The organism is Sphingomonas bacterium, from assembly GCF_903644135.1.
Lineage (GTDB): Bacteria > Pseudomonadota > Alphaproteobacteria > Sphingomonadales > Sphingomonadaceae > Sphingomonas.
This window is the reverse complement of the sequence record NZ_CAHJXA010000014.1, coordinates 1-20,878: the sequence shown is the minus strand read 5'-3', so window position 1 is coordinate 20,878 and position 20,878 is coordinate 1. Positions and strand designations below refer to the sequence as shown.

General features: G+C 67.2%; 22 protein-coding genes and 1 pseudogene. 10 read left to right on the top strand and 13 right to left on the bottom strand.

The genetic code is table 11. The features are described 5' to 3' along the window. Positions 1 to 825, top strand: an 825-nt coding sequence (locus tag HUU96_RS01935) for an SAM-dependent methyltransferase (RefSeq protein WP_174291179.1), incomplete at its 5' end; no start/stop codon positions are given. A 91-nt stretch (positions 826 to 916) separates the two neighbouring features. Here the strand turns inward: HUU96_RS01935 and HUU96_RS01930 are convergent. After that, entirely contained in the window at positions 917 to 1,627 is a 711-nt protein-coding gene (locus HUU96_RS01930) for an SDR family NAD(P)-dependent oxidoreductase (protein WP_174291178.1), read from the bottom strand. Between the two features lie 17 nt (positions 1,628 to 1,644). Beyond that, positions 1,645 to 3,114, bottom strand: coding sequence for an amidophosphoribosyltransferase (gene purF / locus HUU96_RS01925; protein WP_174291177.1), 1,470 nt, complete (start codon positions 3,112 to 3,114; stop codon positions 1,645 to 1,647). 122 nt (positions 3,115 to 3,236) lie between these two features. On the opposite strand from purF, the gene HUU96_RS01920 reads away from it, so the two are divergent. Further along, entirely contained in the window at positions 3,237 to 3,488 is a 252-nt protein-coding gene (locus HUU96_RS01920) for a DUF7218 family protein (RefSeq protein WP_174291176.1), read from the top strand. Positions 3,489 to 3,610: 122 nt separating this feature from the next. Here HUU96_RS01920 and HUU96_RS01915 read toward each other — a convergent pair whose 3' ends face one another. The 5 genes from HUU96_RS01915 to HUU96_RS01895 are packed head-to-tail and all read right to left on the bottom strand — an operon-like array spanning position 3,611 to position 6,530. Next, the gene (locus HUU96_RS01915; RefSeq protein WP_174291175.1) at positions 3,611 to 3,847 is read right to left on the bottom strand and encodes a hypothetical protein; all 237 of its coding nucleotides are present in this window, start codon (positions 3,845 to 3,847) and stop codon (positions 3,611 to 3,613) included. Between the two features lie 57 nt (positions 3,848 to 3,904). Next, on the bottom strand, positions 3,905 to 4,321 hold the full coding sequence (locus HUU96_RS01910) for a DUF1622 domain-containing protein (RefSeq protein WP_174291174.1): 417 nt from the start codon (positions 4,319 to 4,321) through the stop codon (positions 3,905 to 3,907). Further along, the gene (locus HUU96_RS01905; RefSeq protein WP_254604888.1) at positions 4,318 to 4,734 is read right to left on the bottom strand and encodes a hypothetical protein; all 417 of its coding nucleotides are present in this window, start codon (positions 4,732 to 4,734) and stop codon (positions 4,318 to 4,320) included. The genes HUU96_RS01910 and HUU96_RS01905 overlap by 4 nt, the downstream gene beginning before the upstream one ends. A gap of 21 nt (positions 4,735 to 4,755) precedes the next feature. After that, positions 4,756 to 5,718, bottom strand: a complete 963-nt coding sequence (locus tag HUU96_RS01900; RefSeq protein ID WP_174291172.1) for a Brp/Blh family beta-carotene 15,15'-dioxygenase — start codon at positions 5,716 to 5,718, stop codon at positions 4,756 to 4,758. Next, on the bottom strand, positions 5,715 to 6,530 hold the full coding sequence (locus HUU96_RS01895; RefSeq protein ID WP_302480211.1) for a bacteriorhodopsin: 816 nt from the start codon (positions 6,528 to 6,530) through the stop codon (positions 5,715 to 5,717). Before HUU96_RS01895 ends, HUU96_RS01900 begins: the two co-directional genes overlap by 4 nt. 652 nt (positions 6,531 to 7,182) lie before the next feature. Between HUU96_RS01895 and HUU96_RS01890 the strand changes: the two genes are divergently transcribed. The 5 genes from HUU96_RS01890 to HUU96_RS01870 all read left to right on the top strand — a co-directional run bounded on the left by HUU96_RS01890 (position 7,183) and on the right by HUU96_RS01870 (position 13,044). Next, complete coding sequence (locus HUU96_RS01890; RefSeq protein WP_174291170.1) at positions 7,183 to 8,703, top strand: FAD-dependent oxidoreductase; 1,521 nt, start codon at positions 7,183 to 7,185, stop codon at positions 8,701 to 8,703. 158 nt (positions 8,704 to 8,861) lie between these two features. Continuing rightward, a complete protein-coding gene (locus HUU96_RS01885; protein ID WP_254604887.1) occupies positions 8,862 to 9,941 on the top strand; it encodes a major royal jelly family protein in 1,080 nt (359 codons plus the stop codon). A 34-nt stretch (positions 9,942 to 9,975) separates the two neighbouring features. Next, positions 9,976 to 11,061 carry a catalase family protein gene (locus tag HUU96_RS01880; RefSeq protein WP_174291168.1) on the top strand — a complete coding sequence of 362 codons (1,086 nt, stop codon included), beginning with the start codon at positions 9,976 to 9,978 and terminating at the stop codon, positions 11,059 to 11,061. Next, a complete protein-coding gene (locus HUU96_RS01875) occupies positions 11,058 to 11,585 on the top strand; it encodes a (2Fe-2S)-binding protein (protein WP_174291167.1) in 528 nt (175 codons plus the stop codon). Before HUU96_RS01880 ends, HUU96_RS01875 begins: the two co-directional genes overlap by 4 nt. A gap of 103 nt (positions 11,586 to 11,688) precedes the next feature. Then, entirely contained in the window at positions 11,689 to 13,044 is a 1,356-nt protein-coding gene (locus HUU96_RS01870; protein WP_174291166.1) for a hypothetical protein, read from the top strand. Position 13,045: 1 nt separating this feature from the next. Here the strand turns inward: HUU96_RS01870 and HUU96_RS01865 are convergent, their stop codons facing one another. Genes HUU96_RS01865 through HUU96_RS01845 form a run of 5 tightly spaced genes read right to left on the bottom strand, consistent with a single transcriptional unit; the run spans position 13,046 to position 18,460 of the window. Continuing rightward, on the bottom strand, positions 13,046 to 14,389 hold the full coding sequence (locus HUU96_RS01865) for an anti-phage deoxyguanosine triphosphatase (protein ID WP_174291165.1): 1,344 nt from the start codon (positions 14,387 to 14,389) through the stop codon (positions 13,046 to 13,048). Between the two features lie 26 nt (positions 14,390 to 14,415). Further along, positions 14,416 to 15,837: a hypothetical protein gene (locus tag HUU96_RS01860; protein WP_174291164.1), complete on the bottom strand. Its 1,422-nt coding sequence runs from the start codon at positions 15,835 to 15,837 to the stop codon at positions 14,416 to 14,418. A gap of 20 nt (positions 15,838 to 15,857) precedes the next feature. Beyond that, on the bottom strand, positions 15,858 to 16,139 hold the full coding sequence (locus HUU96_RS01855) for a hypothetical protein (RefSeq protein WP_174291163.1): 282 nt from the start codon (positions 16,137 to 16,139) through the stop codon (positions 15,858 to 15,860). 60 nt (positions 16,140 to 16,199) lie between these two features. Further along, on the bottom strand, positions 16,200 to 16,841 hold the full coding sequence (locus tag HUU96_RS01850) for a DUF7002 family protein (RefSeq protein ID WP_438827053.1): 642 nt from the start codon (positions 16,839 to 16,841) through the stop codon (positions 16,200 to 16,202). Positions 16,842 to 16,855: 14 nt separating this feature from the next. Beyond that, positions 16,856 to 18,460, bottom strand: coding sequence for an adenylosuccinate synthetase (locus HUU96_RS01845; RefSeq protein ID WP_174291161.1), 1,605 nt, complete (start codon positions 18,458 to 18,460; stop codon positions 16,856 to 16,858). Positions 18,461 to 18,528: 68 nt separating this feature from the next. Here HUU96_RS01845 and HUU96_RS01840 point away from each other — a divergent pair, with 68 nt between their 5' ends. From HUU96_RS01840 to HUU96_RS01830, 3 genes are all read left to right on the top strand, one after another. Beyond that, entirely contained in the window at positions 18,529 to 19,158 is a 630-nt protein-coding gene (locus HUU96_RS01840; protein ID WP_217430239.1) for a hypothetical protein, read from the top strand. 278 nt (positions 19,159 to 19,436) lie between these two features. Further along, a complete protein-coding gene (gene hisI, locus HUU96_RS01835; RefSeq protein ID WP_174291160.1) occupies positions 19,437 to 19,799 on the top strand; it encodes a phosphoribosyl-AMP cyclohydrolase in 363 nt (120 codons plus the stop codon). Beyond that, positions 19,796 to 20,293: a hypothetical protein gene (locus HUU96_RS01830; RefSeq protein WP_254604885.1), complete on the top strand. Its 498-nt coding sequence runs from the start codon at positions 19,796 to 19,798 to the stop codon at positions 20,291 to 20,293. The genes hisI and HUU96_RS01830 overlap by 4 nt, the downstream gene beginning before the upstream one ends. An 8-nt stretch (positions 20,294 to 20,301) precedes the next feature. Here the strand turns inward: HUU96_RS01830 and HUU96_RS01825 are convergent. Continuing rightward, a pseudogene (locus HUU96_RS01825) lies at positions 20,302 to 20,878 on the bottom strand (cell wall hydrolase); the annotation flags it as partial.

The following is a 20,878-nucleotide window of genomic DNA, read 5'->3' as shown; positions in this document are numbered from 1 at the left end:
AAGGGCGCGCGGCGCAACATCGCCGAGCATTACGACCTGGGCAACGATTTCTATCGCGAGTGGCTCGACCCGACGCTGACCTATTCTAGCGGGATCTTCGCCGCGCCCGAAGAGCCGCTGGAGATCGCGCAGGAGCGCAAGCTGGCGGCGGTGCTCGCCCGCACCGGCGCGGAGGCGGGCGATCGCCTGCTGGAGATCGGCTGCGGCTGGGGATCGTTCGCGCTGGCCGCGGCACGGGCCGGGGTGTCGGTCGACGCGCTCACCCTTTCGCGCGAGCAGCGGGCCGTTGTGCAGGAACGTGCGGCAGCGGCGGGCCTCGATGATATTCAGGTCTCGCTCACCGACTACCGCGATGTCACGGCCAGCTACGATGCGGTTGCCAGCATCGAGATGGTCGAGGCGGTCGGGCAGGATTACTGGCCGGCCTATTGCGCCGCGCTCGCCCGCGTGCTGCGCCCTGGCGGCCGCGCGGCGCTGCAATATATCGCCATCGCCGATGACGTGTTCCCCGCCTATGCGCGCGGCGTCGACTTCATCCAGCGCTACGTCTTTCCCGGCGGGATGCTGTTGTCGGAAAGCCGCTTCCGCGCGCTGGCCGAGGCCAGGGGCCTGACGTGGGAGGACCGCCACGGCTTCGGCCTCGACTATGCCGAGACGCTGCGCCGCTGGCGGATCGCGTTCGACGCGGCGGCGGCGGCCGGGCGGCTGCCGGCGCGCTTCGATGCCGGCTTCGTCGCCCTGTGGCGCTATTACCTAATGTATTGTGAGGGTGGCTTCCGCGGCGGCGGGCTTGACGTCGCGCAGGTGACGCTGGTCAAGACCTGACCGTCACCCCGGCCTCGTGCCGGGGTCCAGAGCCAGGAGCGGGGCCGTTCGTGGCTCTGGATGCCGGGACGAGACCGGCATGACGGAAAAGTCAGCCATCGATCCGTTCGACATGCCCCGCGTCAAATCCGGCCGTCGCCAGTTCGACGATGCGCCGTGCGACCACCTCCGGCTCCTTGACGCTGGCCGGGTCCTCGCCGGGATAGGCGCGGGCGCGCATCGCGGTGCGGGTCGCGCCGGGGTCGACGATGGCGACCCGCACGCCGCTGATCGTCGCCAGCTCGTCGCCATAGGCCCCAAGCAGCGTCTCGAACGCCGCCTTGGACGCGCCATAAGCCCCCCAATAAGCGCGGGGCTGGCGGCCGACGGACGACGTTACCCCGATCACCCGTGCCGCCTTGGCCGCCCGCAGCATCGGATCGAAGGCCGCGATCAGCGCGGCGGGGGCACTGACGTTGAGGGTCAGGGTGCGCGCCAGCTCCTTGGGGTCGATCGACGGCACTGCGCTCAGCGAGCCCAGCATGGCGGCGTTTAGGACCATGACGTCCAGCGCCTGCCACCGCTCGCCGATCGCGGCAGCCAGTCGGGCGATCGCGTCGTTCTCGGTCAGGTCGAGCGGCGCGATCGTCGCCGAACCGCCGGCGTCGAAGATGCGTTGCTCGACCTCCTCCAACGCCTTGGCAGTGCGGGCGGTCAGGACGACATGCGCGCCCTGCTCGGCGAGCGCGATCGCGGTGGCGGCACCGATGCCGCGGCTCGCCCCGGTGACGAGGGCGAGTTGGTCGTGGAGAGGCTTGGTCATGGGCGCAGCGCCTAGCGCTACATCACCCGCTCGGCCAGCATCGCGAACTGATCGACGGTGGCGCTGTCGTCCTGATCGGTCAGCGTCGTCGGATAGTCGCCAGTGAAGCAGGCGTCGCAATAGCTCGGCCGGATGTCCGCCCGCTGCGCCTCGCCCAGCGCCTTGTAGAGGCCGTCGATCGACACGAACGCCAGGCTGTCGGCATGGATGAAGTCGGTCATGCCCTCGATATCGAGCTTGTGCGCCAGCAGCTTGGCACGCTCGGGCGTGTCGACGCCGTAGAAGCAGCTGTGCCGGGTCGGCGGGCTGGCGATGCGCATATGGACCTCGGCCGCGCCGGCGTCGTGCATCATTTGCACGATCTTCAGCGACGTGGTGCCGCGGACGATCGAATCGTCGATCAGGATCACCCGCTTGCCCTTGATCAGCGCGCGGTTGGCGTTGTGCTTCAGCTTGACGCCGAGATGGCGGACCTTGTCGCCCGGCGAGATGAAGGTGCGGCCGACATAATGCGAGCGGATGATGCCCAGCTCGAACGGGATGCCCGACTGCTGCGCATAGCCGATCGCCGCCGGTACGCCCGAGTCGGGGACGGGGATGACGAGGTCGGCATCGACCGGCGACTCGATGGCGAGCTGCGCGCCGATGCCCTTGCGCACGTCATAGACGGAGCGGTCGTCGGAGATCGAATCAGGCCGCGAGAAATACACCCATTCGAAGATGCACGGCCGCGGCGCGACGGGCGCGAACGGGCGGATCGAGCGCACCTCATGGCCGTCCGAGCCCTCCTGCACGATCACCAGCTCGCCCGGCTCGACCTGCCGCTCGAAGGTCGCGCCGACCACGTCGAGCGCCACCGTCTCGCTGGCGAAGATGATCGCGTCGTCGAGCCGGCCCATCACCAGCGGTCGGATGCCGAGCGGGTCGCGGCAGGCGATCACCCCCTCGGGCGTCATCACGATCAGCGAATAAGCACCCTCGATCTGTTTCAGCGCGTCGATGAAGCGGTCGAGCAGGGTGCGATAGCTGCTGGTCGCGACGAGGTGGATGATCGTCTCGGTATCGCTGGTCGACTGGAAGATCGAGCCGCGCCGGACGAGGTCGCGGCGCAGCTTCATGGCGTTGGAGATGTTGCCGTTGTGCGCGACCGCGAAGCCGCCTGACTGCAGCTCGGCATAGAGCGGCTGGACGTTCCGCAGCGCTGTCTCGCCGGTGGTCGAATAGCGGACATGGCCGGTGGCAATGGTGCCGGGCAGCGCGCGGATCACGTCGTCGCGGTCGAAATTGCCGGCGACATGCCCCATCGCGCGGTGGGTGTGGAACTGGCGACCGTCGAAGCTGGTGATCCCCGCCGCCTCCTGCCCGCGATGCTGGAGCGCATGGAGCCCGAGCGCGGCGAGCGCCGCCGCCCCCTCCGAGCCGACGACGCCGAAGATGCCGCATTCCTCGCGCAGGTGATCGTCATCATAGGGATGGGTGGTCAGCATCGGGCGCCCCGCTGGCTGGTGCGCCTGCCCTATAGGGTGGCCGGACGGCTTTGTCGCGGGTTTGTCATGGATGGCGGATCGCTTCGCCGCATCGGTGGTTGGCGGGAGCGAAGGAGACGGCGATGGCAAAGGACCACGGCCCGCAGATCAAGGACAACAAGCTGTACGAGGACCTGCTGAAGAAGGGCGACTCCAAGGAGAAGGCGGCGCGCATCGCCAACGCCAAGGCGGCCGGCACGCTTGACCATCGCTCGACGCAGCTGGAGGATCGCAGCAAGGCGGACCTGATGGCAGAGGCGCGGAAGATCGGGATCGAGGGGCGGTCTGGGATGGACAAGGCGGCGCTCGCGGAGGTGATCCGCGGGCATCGCTGAGCGGCGGCGATTGGCGAGGGTGCGTTCGATGTGTTCGCGACGAGTCGTACGGAGCAATGGCGGCTATCGGCCGTTTGGGCCCACCTAGTCCGAACATGCATCACCCCTGATCGTGAGAACGCTCATGCGGCAGCGACCTTGCCTTCAAGGTCGCCGCGCTCGTGATCGTGGATGAGCTTGGTCAGGGACTGTTCGTCCATATCGACCAGCACGTCGGAAAGCTTCTCGCCTGATTGGGCACCCGGCGCGAACGATGGGCCGCAAATCTTGCGCAAGGTGCTCACCAGCGTGTTGCCGTGCTTGCGGCTGATCTCGCCATTTCTGTCGCGATGCCGCCCGTGCAGTCCTGGCTGTTGCATTGTCGTACTCCTGAATAAAAGGGTTCGAACGGTTGGTCGTTGAGGCCGTTTGGCGGGTCATGAGTTACGCACTGCCGGCGCGGTCATGGGAGCGGCGGCCCTGTCTGCCGAGGAACCACCCGGCTTCTCCGCTTTCTGCCACGGCCAGCGCCCCTCGACCTCGATCTCGAGCGAGAAGCTGAGGAACGTGCGGATCAGTACGATGCCGGCGAGCACGATCAAGCTCTGCACGGTCGGCTCGACCGCGACGGTGTTGATGATGTCCGCCGCGACCAGGAACTCGAGCCCGAGCAGGATTGATTGCCCAAGGTAAGAGCGGAATGTGGCAACCAGCGTTTCACGCGACCCAGCGCCGGTGGTCATGCGGACCAGGAAAATGGCGAGGGCCCCGAACGAACCCACGACGATGATCGCGGTGCCGACGATCTCGACCACGCGGGTGACGAGATGGATCCAGTCCGCTTCGGTGCTCATCGACTACTATCCTTACGCGCATCATGGCCGCTGATCCATGAGGATGGCAGCTGCGTTCCCATGATCGTGATTATGAGCACCGCGATGACCAGCAGTTCTTCGATGACAAGCGTCAGGCTGGCCGCCTCATAGGTCAGCGGTGCCTTCTCTTGTATGCCGAACACGTCGAGCGCCACCAGCACGAGCGTCTGGATACCGATCCCACCAAGATTGTTGTCCGATGCTGCGGCACTGGCGGTGATCGCGAGCTCAGGCAGGTTGGTGGCGATCGCCAGCAGGATGACGCCGCCGAGCGCCTGACCGAACCCAAGCCGCTGCGACAACACGTCGGTCGTATCGGAGAGCTGGATGCCCGCCATCCAGATCTCCGCCGCCGCGACCGCGAAAATGCCGAGCAGCGGCAGGAGCGACAAGGATTGCAGCATCGACGCCCTTCAGACTCTCGATTGGACAGCGGGCGGGCCAGCCAGCGCGAGGCGTGCACGCCATTCCAGCCACATGTGCGGCACCGTCAGCGCACTGAGCAGCAGAAACGCGGTGCGGACAACGTTGTCCCCCGGCGACATTGCGGCTCCTTCGGCGAAGATGACGATCCCGAGCGCCAGGCCGAGCGACGTCAGGATGAGCGGCAGGACCAGTACGCTCATGTGGAACCCATCCGCCGGCGTGGCAGCGGCGAAAGCCCGCGGTGCGTGAATGGCCGCAAAATACAGCGAAAACGCAATCAGCGGCGGAGCAAGGGCGAACAGCAAGCTGACGAGGATCAGGTCAAGCGCGCCAGCCCAATCGTCGGCTTGCCCGCGCACGGCGTAGGTGATGAGCGATCCTGCCGCGATTGCCTCCCACAGCATCAGCAACGGGCCGCCGAGCAACAGGATGATCCCATGAGCGTGCGCAGGCACCAGAGTGGCGAACAGTCGTTCGACGGCGGCGGGGTGACAGGCTGCGGACATGACGATCGGTGTGCCGCCATGTGCCATAATCCGCATCATGTGGCGGGGAGTGGCTGCTGGTGCGTCCTGGTCGCCGAAGTGTAGCACCGCCAGCATCAGGAACAGGAACAACGCGGCGGTGGCCATAATCCACCAGGCGAGCAGCATCCCCGAAACGAGAGCGAGATAGCCGACCAGGAACGGTTGCCACCACCTGCCCCCGTGGCCGGGCTCAAAGGCGCGTCGCGCGACCTTGTGGTCAAAGGCACCGTGCGGAAGGCCGACGATGACAGCAAGGGCGAGAAAGGCTGTTTCCGAGACACGCCCCACCAGCGCATCGCTTACCCAGACGGACAGCGCGACCGGTGCAAGGCGCACAGCTACCGATCGCAAGGCAGCAAGATGGACGGGGGCGGTGTAGTCCACCGCGCCCAAAGCCAGTCTGGTCGTCACCGCCTCGCTCATAGACGGTTCGGCTGGGCGCGGTGTTCCGGCTCGACCTTCTCGGTACGGCCTGGTTCTTGAACCTCGTGATAGGCGACCGGCGCTGGCCGCATGTCATGCTCCGGTACTTCGCCCGCGGCGAGGTCCGCCGTGATCTTCGTGCGGGTGCCAGCCATCGAAAAGATGCCGTAGGCCACCTTCGCGATCACGTCGACGATCGTGTAGAGAGCGGCCGTCGTTGTCGCATCGACCGCCTTGGTGCCCTCGGAACCGAACAGGAAGATGAGCGGATAGGCGAACCATACCACCGACAGAATGGTGGCATTGGTCTTGAACAGCTTGGCGGCACGCGGACCCGACTTCTCGGACTCGACGCGCAGCGGCCCCCACAGCCCGATGTAGATGAACAGGAACGCGCCCGAGCTGATCAGATACCAGGCCCATTTGGCGGACGACCCGGTTGCGCTGAAACCGGCCATCGTGCCGGTCGCGATCATGTAGAAGTCAGTGAAAACCAAGCCGAGTAGCAGCGCCCAGCGACGGAATGGCGAGTGCAGCGCGGTCAGGCACAGCCCGGTGAGCAACATCGGCGTGGTGAGCGACCAATCGAGGTAGCGGGCGACATAGAAGTCTCGGCCATCGGTGAGGTGGATCGAGCCCTGCCCCAGTGCCATGGCTAGGTATGAAGCCGTCGCCGTCAGCGTGACGAACAGGTGAAGGAGATAGTGGTTCTCCTCGTCGCGCGTGCGTCGGTTCCAGCCCATGACCAACAGGATCATCGACCCCACCGCCATGGCTATAGCGCCAAACCACAGCCAGTCCGATATAGTCATCTGTCTGCCCTTCTACGAGTAAGCAGTTCAACGAACGCTATCCTATAAAGGGCCACAAAAAAGACTATGCTTGGCGCTAATAAGAAAAATGCCGTAACGTCAGGGCTCGGTGAGCATAACTCGCTATTGCAACAACATATGTTGCAAGGAAACACCGTGGTCGTCTAAACACACATCATTATTCAAACGCATAAACTTTCACGTACCCAGAACAGACTTCTACGAGCCAGTTTCCTTGCGACATTTGCAACTACCTTCGGTTCCTCGTAACTGTAGAGAAGCTCGACGCGGCATTCGCGATCCTGCTTCAGCAGGCGATCGGCGGTTTACAAGGTGAGATCCGTGCCTTCATGCAGGATCTTCCGTCAGGCGTAGGGCAATCGCGCGCCAACGACTAAATACCGGGACCGAGAAAGGCCGTCGCTTGACCTTGCCATAGACACTGGCGGCGATGAACTTGAACCACGGCCAGACATCCGTGAACGGGATTGGCGTTATCATTCGAGGTATCCCCTTCGAACGCCATAGGGGATGACCGGACGACCTAAAAGACGATCAAGTCCGGCGACAAGGTCGAGTAGGGCACCACCAGGGCAAGACGATCGGCAAGGTCGTAATCAACAAAGCCTGATCACCTCACCGGAGCACCACCATGAACGTCGGCGACGAGCGCACCCAGTCCGTCTGGATGAATCATGGCGGGCCGGCCAACCGCCCCCCGCTCAAGGCGGAGGTGGAGACCGACATAGTGATCGTGGGCGCAGGCATCGTCGGCCTGTCGATCGCCTATGAACTCGCTCAGGCGGGGCGGCGGGTGGTGGTGCTCGACCGCGGGCGGCCGGGGCTGGGCCAGTCGGCGCGCACTACTGGGCATCTCGCCTGGCAACTCGACGACTATTACCATGTGCTTCGCCGCGAGCGCGGCGATGCCGATGCGCAGGCCTATCATCAGCGCGTCGCCGCCGCGATCGACCGGATCGAGGAGATCGCCCGGACGGAGAACATCGATTGCGACTTCGCTCGCGTCGATGGCTACCTTTTCGCCGCCTCGGAAAACGGGCCGGCGGAGCTGGTCGAGGAGGAGCGCGCCTGCCGCGAACTCGGCATCGCCGGCGTCCGGTTCGTCGACCGCGCGCCGGTGCCGGGGCGGGACACGGGACGCGCGCTGCTGTGGCCGGGTCAGGCGCGCTTTCATGTGCTTAAGTATCTCGACGGCCTGGCGCAGGCGATCGAGCGGTTAGGCGGTCGCATCTATGGCGACACCGCCGTCTGCGGTCCGTCGGAGGACGAGAACGGTGCGACGATCAAGCTGGAGAACGGCATCACGCTGCGCGCGTCGCAGACGGTGATGGCGGCCAACGCCGCGCTGGGCGACCTGCCGATCCAGACCAAGATGGAACCCTACCGCGCCTATGCGATCGCCGGTCCGGTGCCCAAGGGCTCGGTCGAGGACGCGCTCGTCTGGGACACGCTCGACAACTATCACTATGTTCGCATCCAGCCCGAAGCCGACCATGACGTGCTGATCGTCGGCGGCGAGGATCACCGGTTGGGCGAGGAGGATGATGGCGAGGCGCGGCTGGAGGCGCTGGAGCGGTGGACGCGCGAGCATTACCCGATGTTCAAACGCCGCAGTCATGGCTGGTCGGGCATGGTGCTGGAGCCGGTCGACCTCCTGCCCTTCTCCGGGCTGGCGCACGGCAAGAAACGGATCTACCTTCATACCGGCGACAGCGGCGAGGGGTTGACCAACGGCGTGCTGGGCGCGCTGCTGATCCGTGACCTGATCGTCTATGGCGGCACGCCCGATCAGGCGATGTTCGCGCCGACGCGGGTAACGCTGCAGGCCGCGGGCGACCTCGCCGCCAACCTCGGCCACGCGGTCGCCAACTTCGCCGAGTATCTGACCCCCGGCGGCAAGAGCGGCGTGGACGAGCTGCGGCCGGGCGAGGCGGCGCTGGTACGGCACGGCCTGAAGAAGGTGGCGGCGTTCCGTGACGGCGACGGGCGGTTGCACCTGCGCTCCGCGACCTGCACGCATCTGGGCTGCATCGTCCACTGGAACGGGCTGGAGCGCGCGTGGGACTGCCCATGCCACGGCTCGCAGTTCGCGCCCGACGGCACGGTGCTGAGCGGTCCGGCGACCGCGCCACTGCCGGAGGTGGAGGCATGACCCGCCGGGCGGCTGTCGAGCCTTGCCTACAGCGCCGCCTTACCGATCTCACTCCAGCCATTAAGTGGCTGTTTAACTTAGATTAGTTAGTCTCGTCACCGGAACACACCATGGTAACCAAGTGTTGTTCAGCCAAACGCATAATAGCAGGATTTTGCATGGACAACGCCAGCCCAACGCTGCTTTCGCAGGCCAAGGAAGCGATCGGCTTAACGGGTCCACTGACCGAGGTTGCCGCATTTGAACACCAAGTCACCGGTGTCGCCGTGACTGCGGACGGCCGACGCTTCGTCAACTTTCCGCGCTGGACCGACGATGCGCCGATCTCGGTCGGGGAGATCAAGGCTGACGGAAGCCTCGTTCCATATCCCGACGAGACGTGGAACAGCTGGCGCAACGCGAAGGCCACCGAGATGCCGGTGGGCGAGCATTTCGTCTGCGTGCAGTCGATCGTGTCCGACGGCCATGGCAATTTGTGGGTGCTCGACCCAGGTGCCCCAGGTAATGAGAAGATCCTCGAGGGTGCCCCCAAGCTCGTCTGCATCGACCTCGCCACCGATCGAGTGACGAAGGTCATCCCGGTGTCCGGCGACGTTGCCCTGCAAGGCACCTACCTGAACGACGTTCGCTTCTCGCCCGATGGTGGCACGGCCTACATCACCGACAGCGGCACGCGCGGCGCAATCATCGTCGTCGACTTGCAAGACGGCACGTCGGTTCGGGCGCTTGACGGTCACTGGTCGACGCAGATCGACAAGACGGTGAAAGTGGAGATCGACGGCGAACCGCTGGTTCGCCCCGACGGGCGTCAGCCGGTCTTCGCCGCCGATGGCATTGCCATCTCGAACGATGGCGAGACGCTCTTCTGGCAGGCACTGACTGGCCGCACTCTTTTCGCCATCGCGACCGACAAGCTGCGCCCCGACGTCGGTGAGGAGGAGCGCGCTGCTGCGGTGAAGATAGTCGCGACGACCCACGTCGCTGATGGGTTGTGGATGAGCAGCTCTGGCATTCTCTACCTGACCTCGCCGGGCGATTTCTCCATCCGACGACTCTCCGGCAGCGCCACGGAATCGGTTCTGACCGACAAGCGGCTGCGCTGGCCGGACACCTTCTCGGAGGGGCCGGACGGGACGATGTACGTCACCGCAAGCCATATCCAGGACACGCAGTGGTTCACCCCGGGCGCGTCGCCGTCAATCAAGACGCAGCTGTTCTCATTTCCACCGGTCGGCTGATCGCTCCAACAAATCAGAAAACGAGGATTGTGCCGTGACCTATCTTGCCTATCGCGACGACATCGAGACCGCCGAGGCCGATGAGCAAGAGACGATCGACGGCATCATCAAGGGGATGACGCAGGAGAGTCAGGTTGTGGAGAAGCGCGACGGCCACGCCGTCCGCGCCAGCCACGCCAAGAGCACCGCCTGCGTCATCGGTGAGCTGGTGGTCGCCGACGACTTACCGCCGGAGCTCGCGCAGGGCCTGTTCGCGCAAGGCGGCACCTTCCCCGTCGCGGTGCGGTTCGCGCAGGGGCCCGGCGAGAAGCTGGGCGATCGCGTGTCGACTCATCGCGGCATGGCGATCAAGGTGTTCGGAGTCGAGGGCGAGAAGCTGCCCGGTCACAACGCGCCGACACAGGATTTCGTGTTTGCCAGCGGACCGACCTTTCCGGCCGGCACCGCCGCCAGTTTCCTCAGCCAGGCGCACAAGATCGGCGCGACGACGCCGATGCCGGAGGGGACGAAAAGCCTGGCCTCATCGCTGGCCCGCAACATCAACAAGGTCTTGAACGCAGTGACGGGCGGGCCGAGCCCGACGCTCGACTTCTACGGGCATCCGTTCAGCCATCCGATCGACGATTATTATTTTAGCCAGTGCCCGGTGCGATACGGTGACTACGTCGCGAAGCTGGGTGCGTTTCCGTCGTCCACCTATCAAGATGCGCTGAAGAACTGGAAGCTCAACCCGCATCAAGATGAGGACGGCTTCCGGCACGCCGCGATCGACTATTTCGAGGAGCATGACGCAGTGTTCGACTTGCGTGTCCAGCTCTGGGCCAATGCCGAAACGCAATCGATCGAGGACGCGTCGGTCGAGTGGCCGGCGCAGGACAGCCAGTATCGCACGGTGGCGACGATCCGCCTGCCGCGACAGGCGGCCTACAGCCCCGAGCGCGTGCGCTACTTCGACGAGGTGATGACCTTCCGGCCCGCGCACAGCCTAGCCACGCATCGGCCGCTCGGCGGCGTGATGCGGGCGCGGCTACAGGTCTACAAGGCGCTGTCTGACTTCCGCCATCGCGAGAACGGCGCGGCCGCGGCGAACACTGCCAGCATTGAGGTAATCCCGGCATGAACGACGCCGTCACCATTGATCGTGCGTCCGCTGCGGCCGTCGCGAGCCGTCCCATCGCGACGCTGCCGCTCTCATTGACGATCAACGGGCAGCCAAAGGATCTGCAGGTCGAGCCTTGGACGACGCTGCTCGATCTCCTGCGCGACAAGCTGGACCTGACCGGCAGCAAGAAGGGCTGCGACCACGGCCAGTGCGGCGCGTGCACCGTGCTGATCGACGGCAAGCGGATCAACGCTTGCTTGAAGCTCGCAGTGTCGGTGGACGGCGCGGAGATCACCACGATCGAGGGGCTGGGGCAGCTCGGAAACCTTCACCCGCTCCAGGCGGCGTTCATAGAGCACGACGCTTTCCAGTGCGGCTATTGCACGCCCGGCCAAATCTGCTCAGCGCAGGGGCTCATCAACGAGGGCCATGCGAAGACGCGCGAGGACGTGCGCGAGCAGATGAGCGGCAATATCTGCCGCTGCGGCGCCTACACCAACATCGCCGACGCGGTGCTCGACGTAATGGAGAGCCGGGCATGATCCGCTTCGACTAAGCGCGAGGCGCCGCCATTCGTCCACACCCCAAACGCCCGTTTACCGGGCGGGGTGTTCTGTGGCACCCTGCGGACATAGAGGAGCGCGCATGCATCTGCGGAAAGACCGATCGCTTGACGAGCTGGCGGAGGTCGGAAACGTTGCCCAGTTCGTCAGCTTCGAGCCCGGCCGCGCCGGGCCCGAACAGGCCTACCTGCGGATCCGCGGACTCCAGCCTAACCAGCGCTTCGACGAACCGGTGCAGGCGCTGGCCCACCTCCTGTCGCGTTCCTCCGACCGATCCGTCAACGTCCGCAGCTACACGCCGGAGAGCCCCAGGAGCCGGGAGTTCGTCTACGGGCTGACAGACCTCGACGCGATCGTGACGACGGTGAACAGGCTTTCCGCCGAGGGGCTCCACACAATCGCCAACGAGACGGTGGACGTCGCGGATGGCGGCGTGTCGGGCGTCGCGCAGGGCGGAGTGCTCGAGTTCGCGCCGGACGATACGCCCCGGTGCGTCGAGAAGCCCGGCGTCGCGTCGCTGCCGCTTGATCTGGGAATGCGACTGCTCGAAACCGTGTACGGCTTCGCGCCCGATCTCGGTCCGTCCGGCGGCCGCGTGGAGTTCAGCATCCACCCGAGACCACGCGGCTGGCGTCAGACCCACACCCTGCTTTGGGAGCACGAGGACGACGACGGACCTTCGGCGATCCCCTCACTGGGCTGGCCCAACCGTTTCAGCCGGCATCTGGGCGACAAGGCCTATGGCCTTCTCATGACTCATCTGGCGGGCATGCCGGTCCCGAGGACGACCGTGGTGGCCCGACGCGTTGCGCCCTTCACGTTCGGACAGGACACGGGATCGCGCGAGACCTGGATCAGAACGTGCCCCACCGAGCAGCAGCCCGGCCTTTTTACCACCCATCGGGGCTGGCTCGATCCGTTCGGGCTCATGGCCGACGAGGACCCGGACGGGAACATGATCGCCTCCGTGCTCGCGCAGGCGGGGGTCCAGGCCCGCCACTCTGGAGCGAGCCTCGTCGATGTGAACGGCCGGGCCGTGATCGAGGGCGTGGCGGGCAGCGGCGACCTGTTTATGCTGGGACGCAGGAGCCCCGAGGACCTGCCCATCCAGGTCATCGAAGACGTTCGGGCGGCGATGGACCGTCTGGCCGAGACCTTCGGCCCGGTGCGGACGGAATGGGTGCACGACGGGACGGCCGCCTGGATCGTGCAGACGCATCAGGGCGCCACACAGAGCTCGTCCCAAATCCTGGTGCCCGGCGAGCGCGAGCGGTGGGTCGGCTTCCCCGTGTCACTGGGCATAGAGGAGCTGCGCGCCCTACTTCACGGGATCGACGCGGACGCCGGGGTGCAGCTGCTCGGCGAGGTCGGCATGACGAGCCACATCGCGGACCTGGTCCGCAAGGCCGGCGTCCCGGCCAGGGTCGTGCCTACCTGACTCAGACCCGGTCGAAAACCGATCCGGCGCGGGGACTGAAGAGGCGATCGTAGGCGCGCACCAGGGCGGCATCGGTGAAGGACGAGAGGTGGTCGGCCACGACCCTGAGCGAGCTTCCCTCCCGCTCGTAGGCCCGCCACACGTCGGCTGGCAGGAGCCGGCGCGGATCCGTGCAGACCGCCTCGAAGACGGCGACCACCATCCTGCGCCCCTTGAACTCGAGCTGCTGCACCCCGGGGCTGTCGATCACCCGCCGCACGACCAGCGACTGCAGCGCCCGCAGCAGGACGTCGCCAGCCCCGTCCAGCCTGGCGCGCCAGCCCAGCATGGGTTCCGAGAACGCGGTGAGCTCGTCCACCTCGACGCCGCGGATGAGATGGTGGACCAAACGTCCTATCGCGCCCTTGCGGGCGGAGGCGTCGCCGAAGAGCCGCGCCACGAAGCCGTCGTAGCCATGGCCGTGGACCCCGCCGAGCGGCCGCAGCGCCAGAGCGTCGACCAGCGCCGCGCAAGCGTCCGCCGCGACGCCGTCCCGGAAGTCGGGCTCCGTCACAAGGCCGAGCGCGATCGCATCCTCAAGGTCGTGCACACCGTAGGCGATGTCGTCGGCGGCATCCATTATGGAGCAGTCGAAGGACTTCGCGACCGTCCTGCCGTGCCCCGGACGCGAGCGATCGACCTCGCGCAACAGGTCGCGGTCGGCCGCGGTCAGCGGCGCCAGAACCCAGTCGAGGACGGCCGCGTCGGCATCGTAGACCGCCTTGGCCGGCCGGCACCTCGCGGCGTCGAGGACCGCGATGGTCGATGGCCCGTCGGACAGCGTCGGCGTCAGTGACGAGTCCGCCACCTCCGCGCGAAGAGCGGGGTACTTGAGGACGCCGAGCAGCGCCCTGCGCGTCAGGTCGGCGCCGTCGCGGTCCGAGAAATCCTCGAGCCGCGACAGGATGCGGAGCGTCTGCGCGTTGCCCTCGAAGCCGCCGGCCTCCCGCATACAGTAGTTCAGCGCCAGCTCGCCGCCGTGACCGAAGGGCGGATGGCCGATGTCGTGCGCCAGACCGATGGAGCGGACGAGGGCGGGCGGCGGCAAAATCTCGGAGGCGGCGGGCAGCCCGGCCGCGCGAAGGCGCTGCACCACGCCCTCAGCGACCTGGGCCACCTCCATCGAATGGGTCAAGCGGGTGCGGTAGAAGTCGTCGTCGCCAAGCGACAGGATCTGCGTCTTGCCCTGCAGTCGCCGGAACGCGCCGGAGTGGATGACGCGCGCGTAGTCGATCTCAAAGTCGGTCCTGTCGTCGTCGGCGTGGCGTCGACGTTCACTCCGCCGCTCCTCCCAGCGCTCCGACATGACCACGGTCCCTCCCGCCTCCCGTCCTACAGCGCGTTCGCGATCACCGCCACGCAAAGCGCCGCAAGCGCTGCGGCCACGGTCGCCGCGACGAAGTGGAACGCCAGATCCACCAGCCACTGCGCGCGCGGTCCCCGAATGACGGTCACCGAAAGCGCGCGACCGAATTGCGATATAACGCACTGGGCGGCGTTGAACACGCCGGCCCGGCCGTCCAGAAGGAAGTAGGAGATCAGCCCCAACAGCAGGATTGTGGCGGCGAGGCCGGTCACCGCCGGGTTCCAGTCGAGCACGGGCAGCAGCCAGTCGAGGCCGCCCAGGCCGGCGACGCCCCGGCCCGCATCGCGCTCTGGCGCGGGCAAGCCTCCATTGTGCGCACTTACCAGCGAGCTGACGAGCGCGGTGGTGGACACGAACGTCGCCGCACCGGCGATCGCCACCTGCACGCGCTGCGACAGCCTCGTCGCGTTGACGTCGATGTCGGCCTTGATCGAGTCCTTAAGGTGCTTGAAGTCGAAGTCGTGCACGCTGGAGCTGGACCTGAACCCCTCCGGAGCATCGGCGTCGCGTATGTGGCCCATGAGCGAAGCCTGGAAGGCCTCGGCGTAGGCGATGATGCCGAGCGATCGCCGCTGGCTCGTCAGCCCGCCCTCGCGGTTCAGCCGCTCGACCTCGCGCGAGAGGCTCCACAGCGTCTCCCGGCGCCACGCGGCCTCGTGCGCGTGCCCCGGCTCCGTCTCGCCCGGCCTGTAGCGCACCAGCGGCGTGATCTGGTCCGAGCTCGGGTCGTGGTGCGTGTGGTCGTGCACCACGTCTTTGATGAAGTAGTAGGCCTGCTCCGCCACGCGGTCCAGGCGAACACGGGACATCCCGAACGCCGGCCGCTCGAACCAGACGCGGCACTCGCCGGTGCGCATGAGCGCGAACTCGATGGCGACGTGGCGGCCAGACAGCTCGACCCGCTCCCGCACCTCGGCGCGGAACGCCCGCAGGCCGGCGCGCGAGCGGCGCGACTTGCGACTCTCGATCTCGTGGGAGACGTTCGCCAGCACAGCCTCCTGCCGCGCGCGGTCGGCGCGCGTATCCTGCCGCGGCAGGAAGTAGACGCGCCCGCGCAGCATCCCCTGGCGATCCCGCTCGATCCTCAGGCCGGTCGGGCCCCCGACGGGCAGGGTCGTCGCCGCCGTCTCCGCCTCCAGGAGCCAGTTGACGGCGAGGTCCGGGATCAGCCGCTCGGCCGCCCAGCCCGGCAGCGGGAAGTCGTTCACCACCCGGCGCTGCAGCACGAGGACGACGCGGACGGGTTCCCCGTGCATCGGCAGCGTGAAGGTCTGCGCGCCGCGCGCGGCCCCGATCATGCTGAACGACAGGTGACTGCGGACGTTGGGCACCCAACCCGCGTAGCTGCGGAACGCGCCCTTCCAGGGTTCTGCCGGATTCACCCCCACGGCTCAGCGCCGGCGGAGGTCTAGAACACGTCCTTGGAGACGGCCCGCGTCTCCGCGACGAAGATCCTGCCGCGCCTGACGCCAGCGCGGACGCCGGCCCTCGTCGGCACCAGCGAGCCGCTGTCCTGCCGACGGACCCCCGCACGCAGGAACGGGAGCAGTCGGAAGCCCGCACGCTGGAACTCTCGCGCGTCCGCCACGCCGCCCTTCCACACGCGCGCGGTCGCGGCGACCAGCGACATGAAAAGCCAGACGAGGAGCGGGAGCGCGAACATCGCCGCCACGAGCAAGAACGTTCGCATGTTGTTCTCCATAGCGGAACGGCCGGGCGACCGCAAGCGGCGCCGCCCGGGTGCAGCGGGTCAGGGCCAAAGCGGTTCGGAGCCGCCGTTCGCAACGCGATCCGCTCGCGTCGCGAGCTCCATCAGGTCCGGAACCCCGCCCTCGACGACCAGCTCGACGATGCGGGGACGGCCCGGCCCGCCAAGCCTGCCGCCGTCGTCCGGAAAGTCCTCGATGCGCCTGAACGTCTCCAGGCCGCGCGTCTGGCCGCCGTAGAGCGTCTGGCCGGAATTGATCGAGCAGAGGCGGACGCGGTCGCCGTGCCTGTCCACCAGCGCGCGCGTGTTCACCTCCACGACCACCTGCGGCTGTCCGGCGTAGGCCTTCGCGCCGAGCAGGCGCTCGAGCCGCTCGCGATCGACCCAAAAGAAGCTCTTCGCGTTCAGGATCTCATACCAGGCGCGGGGCTGGAGGCCGTCCTGCAGGTTGCGCGCTAGGACGCTCTCGTACATCGGCTTGTTGTCGCGGACGACCGCCTCTTCGAGGCCGTCGCGCGCGAGCACCACGCTGTCCGGACGCCGCGCGGATTCTATCGCGAGGCGCTCGCCACCCTCGACGCCGTAGACGTCGAGCAGACCGGACACGCTGAGGAGCCCGCGCGCGCGGATGCCCGGCCAGCTGCGATCGGCCGCCATGTGCCACAGGCGCGGATGGCGCCTCACTAGCTCGTCGACTGTCACCCTTCCCTCCGGTCGATCACATCGGCCCTTCCTGGCCCAGTCGCGACGAGGTCCACCGGCGCGCCCGTCACCTCCTCCATGCGCGCAACGAACTCGCGCGTGGCGGGGTTCAGACCTTCCAGCGACGTCGCCCCGCGATTCTCGGCGCCGAGATAGTCGGCGAAGGTGAGCGCGATGCGAGTCGCGCCATTCAGCGCGGCGGCGCGGCGCACCTGGCCGAGGTCGAACTCGGCGACGCGGCGCGGCTTCTTCGAGACCGTGCCCACCTCCGTCCCGCGGATGCCCTCCTCGTCCAGTCCCGACCGCGACGCGACGACGTCGAAGCCGATCTCGACGCCCATGCCGCCGGAGGTGCCGCCCACCCTGATCGGGTAGGTCCTGACGACCATGACGACGTCGCGGACCCGCGTCGGGGGGATGCCCGCGTCGGCGAGGCAGCCGCTCGCCGTCGTCTCCCTCGACGTCACGTGCGGCCACATCCCGTGGTGGAGGCTGAGGTCGGTGCCCTGCGTGCCCTCCAGCATGATCCGCTCGCCGGCCGCGTAGGCGCGTTCGAGCTCGGCGAACACCGGGCGCACGAAGTCCTGCAGCTCCTCGACGTCGCGGGCCAGCCGCACGGGCGGCCCGAACCGCTCCGCGCCGCCGCCCCTGCCGAGGATCTTGCGCGCCGTCGCAGCGCCGACGCCCTTCTTCGTGGATCCGATCACCTCCAGCGCCCCCACCTCCCAGGACAGGTCCCAATCCTCGATGACGATCGCCTGCGGGTCGACGGACAGGCGGTCGGCCCCGATCGACAGCTCGGCGATCTCGCCCAGCAGCACGGGGAGGGACAGCGTGGCGCCCGCCCCGATGAGCAGCCTCGCGCCAGGGTTGTGCAGCGTGCCCGACGGCAGGTGGACGAAGTCAAAGTCGGGGTTGCGGACCCGGTGACCGGCGTTGGGGCCCCCGACGCGCATGAGCACCTGGTACTCCGGCGCCAGGAAGGAGCACACGTTCCCCTTGCCCTCGCTGCCATACTGCCCGCCAACCACCACGTCGACGAGCCGGCCATCGGCGACAACCCTCGACGGGAGCAGGCCGAGTCCGGCGAGCGCCGCCGTGACCGCGCCGGCTCTATCCAGGCGAGACGCGTCCATCAGCACGTCCGCGCGGGCAGCAAGGTCGTCGACCGCGGCCTCGGTCGCGCTCGCCCGCACGTCGTCGTACAGCGCAGGCTCCTCGACGTCGTGGACGCGAGCCGCGTGGCGCCGCGCCAGCTCGACGTCGTTCGCGACTAGGTGAATGTGCCTCACGGGATCGCTCGTCGCGGCGCGCAGCCGGTCGACCTGCTCGACGCGCCGCACGGCGTCGACCACCAGCACGCCCGACGGAATGGAGCCCGCACGCTCCAGCGCGTCTTCGGCAACCCAGCCGAATGAGGTCTCCCGGTCGAGCTCGTCTCCGGCGCGCTGCAGTTCCTCCCGACGCGACGCGACACCGGTCCGCGACACGATCGACTGACGCGTGGACATCCGCTCGCCGCCGACGCGGGCCAGGATTGCGTCGCCCAGCGTCGTCTTCCCGCTCGCGATCGCTCCCGAAATCACGATGTACGTCGGCATCTGCCCCCCCCCTGCGGCCCTCTCCGGCCGACCGGGATAGCCGCTCCGCCGTGACCGGTTAAGCGTAAATGCGCTCGATCGGACGGATCGCTGACGCAACCCCTGCTTCACAAGAGCCCGGCACCACCCTACGCGCACCGGCGATGATGAAAGCTATAGCGGTGAGTGTCGGCACCGGGCCACGTATACGGCTTCAGAGCGGTGCGTGGCTCGACTTACTCGACCCAGAGGCGTGCGAATTTACAATCGAAGACATCGCTCACGGCCTCGCGCATACTTGCCGCTACGCCGGTCAGGCTGACGGATTCTTTTCGGTCGCCGAACACAGCCTGCTGGTGAGCGCGGTCTGCATCGGGCACGAGCTGCCCGCGTTATTACACGACGCGACCGAGGCCTTTATCGGCGACGTCACGAGGCCACTCAAGCAGCTCCTGCCCGAGTACAGGCAAATAGAGCGAACTCTCGAACGCGCTATTCTGGCTCGCTTCGGCATTGAAGAGATGCCAGCCGAGGTGAAGGAGGCCGACCTGAGCGTGCTTGCCGCGGAGCAGGCGCAGGTTATGCCCGAAGGTACCGATTTCTGGGCAGCGGAGGCCGGCATCCCGCCCGCACCAGTAGTCGTCGAGCGATTGACGCCGCAAGACGCTAAGCGCCGCTTCCTCGAACGTTACCGGGAGCTCGCGGCATCCGCAATTTAGGTTAAAAGTCGCGTTCGTAAGCCGAACAGCCGGATTATAAATGGCAAAGATGACAAGTGGCGGGAGCCGCAATCTAACGCGACAACAGCTCACCGCAAGGCACCATCTGAAAGGCTTCACGGATTTTTCGGAGCCGAAGAAGCACCGCGTGGGAACCGTCTCGTGTGAATATGAACAAACGAGCATAATTATCGCATTTCATTCCATAGCGGACATGCTGCTTCCCACCAAAAGTCGCCACCCCTATTATATTCCCGTCCCCCGGCTAAACTGCCGCCATGCACGATGCTCGCGACACCCTCCCGGTCCTCAATCCCAAATACGACGCCGCCGGCCTGATCACCGCGGTCGTCACCGATCGCGCGTCGGGGGCGTTGTTGATGGTGGCGCATATGAATGCCGAGGCGCTGGCGGCGACGCGGGCCACGGGCGAGGCGCATTTCTGGTCGCGCAGCCGGCAGCGGCTGTGGCGCAAGGGGGAGACGTCGGGCAATGTCCTCACCGTTCACGAGCTGCGGATCGATTGCGACCAGGATGCGCTGTGGGTGATTGCCGATCCGGCCGGGCCGGTCTGCCATACCGGCAGGCCGAGCTGTTTCTTCCGGCGGATCGAAGACGAGACGCTGGTGCCGGTCGCGTGAGGCGGGCGGTCGTGGCGGTGCTGTTGCTGGCCGCCGCCTGTCATCAATCGCCAAGCGCTGCCGGCCATTACGATGCCGGCGCGCGGCTGGAGCAGGCGGCGGTCGCCGCGGGGCTGGTGGTCGATCCAGCCTCGCAGTCGATCGTCGGTGCCTGGGCGCGCGACACCGACCGGGCGTGCATCGTACCGGGCGACGGCAAGGGCGATCGTTTCGGCGTGCTGATCGACTATGGCCTGGGGCAGGGGTGTGCCGCCAGCGGCACAGTGCGGCGCAGCGGCGACACGCTCGACGTGCGGCTCGGCGAGGATTGCCGGCTGACCGCCCGCTTCGACGGCACGCGGGTCGTCTTCCCCACCGAGGTGCCGCCGGCCTGCGACCGGCGCTGCACCGGCCGCGCGTCGCTGGCGGCGCTGACGGTCGAGCGGCAGAGCGAGTCGGTTTCGGAGGCGCTCAGCCTGAGGACGCCGGGCGGGCGACCGCTCTGCGCAAGCTGAGCGGCTAATCAGGGCGTCGGCGTCGGCGCGGGAGCGGCACTTTTGCGGCGTACGCCGCCGAGTTCGTCCGGCGCCTTGGTCGTCACCGGCGCATCGGCCGCATCCTCCACCGGCGCGGCTCGCGGTGGCTGCCGCTTCATGCACGCGCCCGCCGGTGCCCGCGGAAACTCGGTACAGTTCCAAAGCGCCTTGTCGAACCCGCTCGCGCGGTCGCGCAGGTAGCTGAACGACAGCGCCGCCTGCGCCTCGGACGGCAGCGGCATGGTGAACGCCATCGCGCTCGGGTCGGTCCAGCCCAGCAGCTTGCAATGCGCCCGCTCGCCGCACGCCTGCAGCGCCAGCGCCTTGTAGCTGGCCGGCGGTTGCGCCGGGTCGAGCGTCGTCAGGAAGGTGTCGGGATCGTTCGCCAGCGGCTTCAGCGTACGGCCGAAGAACGGGACCCCAGGCATCGCCACGCCATCGCCGACCGCGGCCGCACCGGCATGGGCAGGCGACAGCCCGGCGAGCTTGGCGACCAGCGGCTCGACCGGGAGCGGCTGGCGGTCAAAGGCGCCGAAATGCAGGCTCGCCGCGAAGCGGCGCTTC